Source organism: Algoriphagus sp., from assembly GCF_039969895.1.
Taxonomy (GTDB): Bacteria; Bacteroidota; Bacteroidia; order Cytophagales; family Cyclobacteriaceae; genus Algoriphagus.
Window position 1 is genome coordinate 1 of the sequence record NZ_JBDVMZ010000009.1, and the last position, 6,514, is coordinate 6,514.

A 6,514-nucleotide genomic window follows, 5' to 3' on the forward strand; every position below is an offset into this window, starting at 1 on the left:
CGGAAATTTCCTGTATGTGCTTCGCCCCTATTATAAAGGCGGGGAATTCGATTATCTACTGAATGCCTCAGAAAATCTGGATCTACTCAAGGAACGCTTTATTGTCTTTGAACTGGACAACATTAAGGACCACCCCATCCTCTTCCCTGTGGTGACGATTATCATCATGGAGGTCTTTATCAACAAAATGCGCAAGCTCAAAGGCATCCGAAAACTGATCCTGATCGAAGAAGCCTGGAAAGCCATCGCCAAGGAAGGCATGGCCGAATACATCAAATACCTGTTCAAAACCGTCCGAAAATTCTTTGGGGAAGCCATCGTGGTCACCCAGGAAGTGGAAGACATCATCAGCTCGCCTGTGGTGAAGCAGGCCATCATCAACAACAGTGACTGCAAAATCTTGTTGGATCAGTCCAAGTATCAGAACAAGTTCGACCAGATCCAGCAACTTCTGGGACTTACCGATAAGGAACGGGCGATGGTACTTTCTGTCAATAAGGCAAATGATCCTAAACGCAAATACAAGGAAGTCTTTATCAGTCTCGGCGGCACCCTTTCTAAAGTTTACCGCACCGAGGTTTCCAAAGAAGAATACCTGGCTTACACCACAGAGGAAACTGAGAAGATTAAAGTCATGGAATATGCCGAACGCTTCGGTTCCATCCAAAAAGGAATTGCAGCCCTTTGTGCAGAATCTAATCCCTAACCCACAACCCGAAATCATTCACTTATGAAATCGAGCATGTCTAAAGCACACAGAGAGATGATTATTCACCATGCGAGATTCCATGTGGCCTTTAAAAACCAAATCATAAACACATGAAAATCTACAGAAACATGATCCGAAGAAGCCTGATTCTTACTCTGCTGTGCTCCTTGCTTACGCTATCCCCAAGGCAGAGTGAAGCAGCAGTTCCCATGGCTATCCTTGAAATCATCAAAGCGGGGGTCAAAAAAGTCATTAAAGCGATGGACCTAAAAATCCAGCGCGAGCAGAACAAAGTGCTCTGGATGCAAAATACGCAGAAGGTACTCGAAAACACCCTGTCCAAACTTAAGCTAAAGGAAATCGCCGATTGGACCGAAAAGCAGCGGGATTTATACGGGAAATATTTCAATGAATTACAGACAGTCAAATCAGCCATTTCAGGATTTCAGCGGATCAAAGAAATTTCCCAGAAGCAGGCCCTGATCGTATCAGAATACAAAAAAGTCTGGGCAGTCATCCAGCAGGACGGGCATTTTACCATATCGGAAAAAGAATACATGGCCAGGGTCTATGGGGGCATTTTGGCAACCACGGTGGAAAATCTGGACCAGATGGCTCTGCTGGTCAAATCCTTTACCCTTCAGATGAGTGAAGGGGAACGATTGGCGCTGATCAATGAAACCGCAAACCGGGTGGATCAAAACTATCAGGATCTGATTGCTTTCAATCTCAGCAACGGACAGCTCAGTCTGCAACGGGCTGCAAATACCAAGGAAATCAACCAGATCCAATACCTCTACGGAATCACCCGCTAAAGCAGCACCCAATTAAACTACAAAAACATGAAACGACTGATTCTTATTTTCTATCTGGCAAGCATGTCCCTGCCTTCCCATGCCCAAACTTGGAATGAATGGTGGAAGCAGAAAGATACCCAAAAGAAGTATCTGGCAGAGCAGCTCATTGCCTTGAAAGCCTATGGAGCTGTGCTCAAAGAAGGCTATGAAGTAGCATCCAAAGGATTGGGTTTGGTGCATACCATTCAGAACGGTGATTACGCGCAGCATGAAACTTATTTCAGCTCATTTTCTACTGTCAATCCCCTGCTCAAAAAGCATCCACAAGCAGAAAGTACCATTGCTCTCTATTCCAAAACTAGGCAACTGACTCTGCAGATTCCCACTAAACTTTTTGCCGAAAATCAGTTTAAAGCTTCAGAGGAAAATATCATCCGGTATGTGCTTCAGTCCATTGCTAAAGACTGCGATGATATCCTGGCTGAGCTCCAAACCCTGCTTGAAAATGATGAATTGAGAATGAGTGATTCTGAAAGGGCCATTCTACTCAAAAAAATACATGGAAGTATGCTGGAAGCCTACACCTATACCGTCCGTTTCTACCAAAACTGCCAAAACCTAAGCCTTTCGAGGCTGCATGAATCCCGGGCAATCAAACATTATAAAAGTCTATTCATACCAACCAAAGATTAAATAAGTTATGAAACCATTCCTTATTCTTCTACTTCCGCTATACCTGTCGCTTGGGCTTCAGAACTCCAATGCCCAGGCCGACGAGGCTGCCCAGCTCCTGCTCAACGTCACCAAACTCGAACAGCTCAAGCAAATCCTTTCAGATCTGGAAAAAGGGTACACCACCTTGAGGACAGGCTATTCCCAGATAGAAAACCTGGCATCGGGAAACTTCAACTTGCATGAGGCCTTCCTCAACCAACTGCTACAGGTAAGTCCTGCTGTCAAAAACTACCACAAAACAGCAGAAATCATCAGCTATCAGCTCAAGCTGGTCAGGGATTACAAACGGGCATTTTCCGGCTTCAAAGCTTCAGGCCAGTTTACAGTAAATGAAATTTCCTACCTGTCCCAGGTCTATGGAAATCTATTTAAAAAGAGCCTGCAACAACTCGATGAACTGACGCTGGTTTTGACTGCAGGAAAACTGAGAATGTCCGATGAAGAACGGTTGGAAGCCATAGACCGCATCCATCTGGATATACAGAACAAGCTGATGTTCCTGACCGCATTCAACCAGGAAACCCAGATGCTGGCTATCAGCCGATTTAGAGAAACCAAGCAACTGGATGGAATCAGAAACCTCTACCAAAAAAGAGACAACTAAGTTTTGCTAGCATCATGAAATTATTTCTTAAATCCATCACTACACTTTCAATAACCATTCTTATCCCGGTGACTTCACATGCTCAGGTGGGCTATGACAGAGGACTGCATGGGGTTTTGGAAGAGCTATACACTGAGATGATGCCACTATGCAGCCAGTTGATCAGCGTGGCACAGGGAATAGCAGGATTTGGAGCCTTATGGTATATCGCCTCGAGAGTCTGGCGTTCCATTGCCAATGCTGAACCCATCGATTTCTATCCGCTGTTCCGTCCATTTGTCATCGGCTTTTGTATCCTGTTATTCCCATCCGTCCTTTCCCTGATCAATGGGGTGATGAACCCGACCGTCAAAGCCACAGCGTCCATGATGGACAATTCCAATCAGGCAATCGAGAATCTGTTAAAGCACAAAGAAGAACTCGTCAAAGGGACCATTCAGGGAGAAATGTACCGCAATAATCACCGACAGGGAGATTATGAAAAATGGCTGAAATACACCGAAGGACTGGATGATGAAAATCCAACACAAGAAGAAGGTTTTTGGGAATCCATAGGCAACAGCCTGGCATTTGCAGGGGAAAAATTCAGTTTCAACTTTAAGCACTGGATCAAACAGGCCCTCGCTGAAATCTTACAACTGCTCTTTGAAGCCGCAGCGCTGTGCATCAATACACTGAGAACCTTCCAGCTGATCGTCCTGTCTATCCTGGGGCCATTGGTTTTTGGGCTCTCTATCTATGACGGTTTCCATCACACCCTGACCGTCTGGCTGGCCCGGTACATTAACATCTACCTCTGGCTTCCTGTAGCCAATATCTTCGGTGCCATCATCAGCACTATACAGGAAAAAATGCTTGTACTGGATATCGGACAAATCGAAAGCACCGGAGACACCTTCTTTTCGGCAACCGATACAGGGTATCTGATCTTTTTGATCATTGGGATCATAGGCTATTTCTCAGTGCCTTCAGTGGCAAACTACATCGTCCACGCTGCCTCGGGAGGATCTCTGCCACATAAAGTGACTGGCTTTTTTACCAGAGGAACAACCACAACGGTAGCGGCGGCAGGAACAGGAGCTTTATTGGCGGGGAAAGGTGCCGGCATGGCAGCAGACTACCTAGGAGATCAGGTTGGTAAACTCCGCCAATCCATGTCCTCTCACGGCACCTCCTCGGGATACTTCAATGAGGGAAACAGGTATCAATCCGACAAACTCAAAGGGAACAACAGCTAAATAAGAACGACTATGTTTACCAAACCAAAAAATATAGATACTGCCTTCCGTCAAATCCGGCTGTTCACGCTCGTGATAATCATTGGCTGCCTGCTCTTTTCTGGCTTTACCTTTTACCAAAGTCAGCAACTGACTGCCGCATTGCAGCAAAAGGTGTATATCCTGGCCAACGGAAAAGTTCTGGAAGCTTTGTTGACCGACAGAAGAGACAACCTTTCTGTCGAAGCCAAAGACCACATTTCAACTTTCCACCGGTATTTCTTCACACTGGATCCTGACGATAAAGTAATCAAAGCCAATACCACCAAAGCCCTTTACCTGGCTGATGCGTCCGCAAAAAGACAGTACGACAACCTGCGGGAAAGCAATTACTACTCCAACATCATTGCAGGAAATATCAGCCAGGAAATCCAGACTGACAGTGTGCAGGTGGACCTGAAGCAAACCCCTTATTATTTCAGGTACTACGGCAAGCAGGTTCTTACCAGGACCGGCTCCATTGTCACCAGACAATTGATCACCGAAGGCTACTTAAGAACTGTCTCCAGAAGCGAACACAATCCCCATGGATTCCTCATTGAAAAGTGGAGTACCCTTGAAAATTATGACATCCAAATCCAAACACGATAGCTATGAACCATTCACAAAACCAAAAATTCCGACAAAAGCGACAGTTGTTGCTGATGATCCCAATCCTGACTGTCCCCTTTCTTACCCTGACCTTCTGGGCATTGGGAGGAGGCAAAAACCCGGATGATTTCCCAATTGATTCCGCACAGAAAGGCTTCAATCTGGAGCTTCCCGGAATAGCAGAAGCAGGGGAAAAATCTCTGGATAAAATGGGGCATTACCAACGCTCCCATGCCGACTCCACCCGATACCTTCAGGAAGTTAAAAAAGACCCCTACTACAGAATGGCATTTAATGCCGAAATAGAAAGTGAATCCGATCCATCATTGGAGTCACCAGAGATAGAAAAGACATCAAATCAACACCTGTACAGTGATACCCAGGAAGAATTGATTTTGGAAAGACTGGAAGCACTCAACAAAACCCTTTCTGAAAGTCCTGAAACTGTGACTACAGCAGCTGCTTCTTCTGATGAAGTCAGTACTGCCTCAATGCAATCAAACTCAGGATTGGATGCGGATCTGGACCGGCTGGATCAAATGATGCAGCAAATGCAGAGTACCAACGCACAGCCTGATCCCGAATTTCAGCAGATGGCAGAACTTCTGGACAAGATCCTCGACATCCAGCATCCAGAGCGGGTACAGCAACGGGTGGAAGCAGAACGAAAAGCAATTGTCTCAGATCAAAACCCAGTTATTTCAGCAGTTTCCAACCCCCAATCCACCAGTTTGGATTACTCATCACCGAATGAAAGTCTAAGTCAAAACGGATTCTTTGGATTGGAAAACGATGCTCCAAAACACCAGATCTCCCAGTCAATCCAGGCAGTAATCAATGAAGAGCAAACCCTGATTTCAGGAGAAACAGTCAGGTTACGTTTAACCCAAGAGGCAAATATTGCCGGAGTAATCATCCCCAAAGACCAGCTGGTGTATGGTGTAGCCTCCTTGAATGGAGACAGACTGAAGATTTCCATCCGCCATATCCGGGTTGCCGATGCTATTATTCCTGTAGATCTCCGCATCCACGATGCCGACGGCATGGAAGGGATAAGGATTCCCGGATCCATTACACAACAAGTCAGTACGCAATCAGGAAGTCAGGCCTTGCAGGGATTAGGCTTTAGCAGCTTTGACAATTCCCTAGAAGCCCAGGCTACCAGTGCCGGGATAGAAACCGCAAAAAGTTTTCTGGGCAAAAAGATCAGACAGGTCAAAGTCAATCTTAAAGCAGGCTATCTGGTCTGGATTGTTGAAAACAAGTAATTATTCCCCGACTCCTTAAATCTAATCACATGAAAAATTTTCAACTCATTCTCATTGCTGCCTTGGGCCTGATTTCCACCGTCGATTTGACTGCGCAAGGGGTTTCCAAAAACACCTCGCAGTCCATCCTTGCCTCCGATCTCCAGATCAGTGATCAGATGACCACCAACCTGATCTTTCCCCATGCGATAAAAAGCGTGGATCGGGGAAACCGGAACATCCTTGTCCAAAAAGCCAGTGCTGTTGAGAACATCCTACAGGTAAAAGCTGAAAATAGTGGATTGCAGAACAGCAATCTGACCGTAATAACTGAGGACGGCAGCTTCTATTCCTTTGCATTGGAGTACCAAAAAGTGCCCCAAAACCTCAATCTGAAAATCCTGCAAACAGGCAATTCAGACTTGGCAGATTTTGGGAATCAGATTCAGGCAGAATCTGAACTGGCAGAGACAGCAAGAAAAGTTGCCACAAAAAACAGGTCCATGCCCGCCCTCCGCCAGCGGAGGTTTTTGACAGGGGTTGCTCTGACCGGA

8 protein-coding genes are annotated in these 6,514 nt (G+C 45.9%); all 8 read left to right on the forward strand.

What is annotated here, in order from left to right:
* Positions 1-706 (forward strand): TraG family conjugative transposon ATPase (locus ABJH64_RS05290; RefSeq protein WP_348299726.1); only part of this gene is annotated, 706 nt, incomplete at its 5' end.
* 113 nt (positions 707-819) lie between these two features.
* Entirely contained in the window at positions 820-1,524 is a 705-nt protein-coding gene (locus ABJH64_RS05295) for a conjugal transfer protein TraI (protein ID WP_348299728.1), read from the forward strand.
* A gap of 27 nt (positions 1,525-1,551) precedes the next feature.
* Positions 1,552-2,199 (forward strand): hypothetical protein, encoded by a 648-nt coding sequence (locus ABJH64_RS05300; RefSeq protein WP_348299730.1) that lies wholly within the window; start codon positions 1,552-1,554, stop codon positions 2,197-2,199.
* A gap of 7 nt (positions 2,200-2,206) precedes the next feature.
* Positions 2,207-2,845 (forward strand): TerB family tellurite resistance protein, encoded by a 639-nt coding sequence (locus tag ABJH64_RS05305; protein ID WP_348299732.1) that lies wholly within the window; start codon positions 2,207-2,209, stop codon positions 2,843-2,845.
* Positions 2,846-2,859: 14 nt separating this feature from the next.
* Positions 2,860-4,083 carry a conjugative transposon protein TraJ gene (gene traJ / locus ABJH64_RS05310; RefSeq protein WP_348299734.1) on the forward strand — a complete coding sequence of 408 codons (1,224 nt, stop codon included), beginning with the start codon at positions 2,860-2,862 and terminating at the stop codon, positions 4,081-4,083.
* A gap of 12 nt (positions 4,084-4,095) precedes the next feature.
* Positions 4,096-4,713, forward strand: coding sequence for a conjugative transposon protein TraK (gene traK, locus ABJH64_RS05315; RefSeq protein WP_348299736.1), 618 nt, complete (start codon positions 4,096-4,098; stop codon positions 4,711-4,713).
* A gap of 2 nt (positions 4,714-4,715) precedes the next feature.
* Entirely contained in the window at positions 4,716-5,981 is a 1,266-nt protein-coding gene (traM, locus tag ABJH64_RS05320; protein WP_348299738.1) for a conjugative transposon protein TraM, read from the forward strand.
* Between the two features lie 29 nt (positions 5,982-6,010).
* Positions 6,011-6,514: DUF4138 domain-containing protein (locus ABJH64_RS05325; protein WP_348299740.1), on the forward strand; the 504-nt coding region annotated here is incomplete at its 3' end.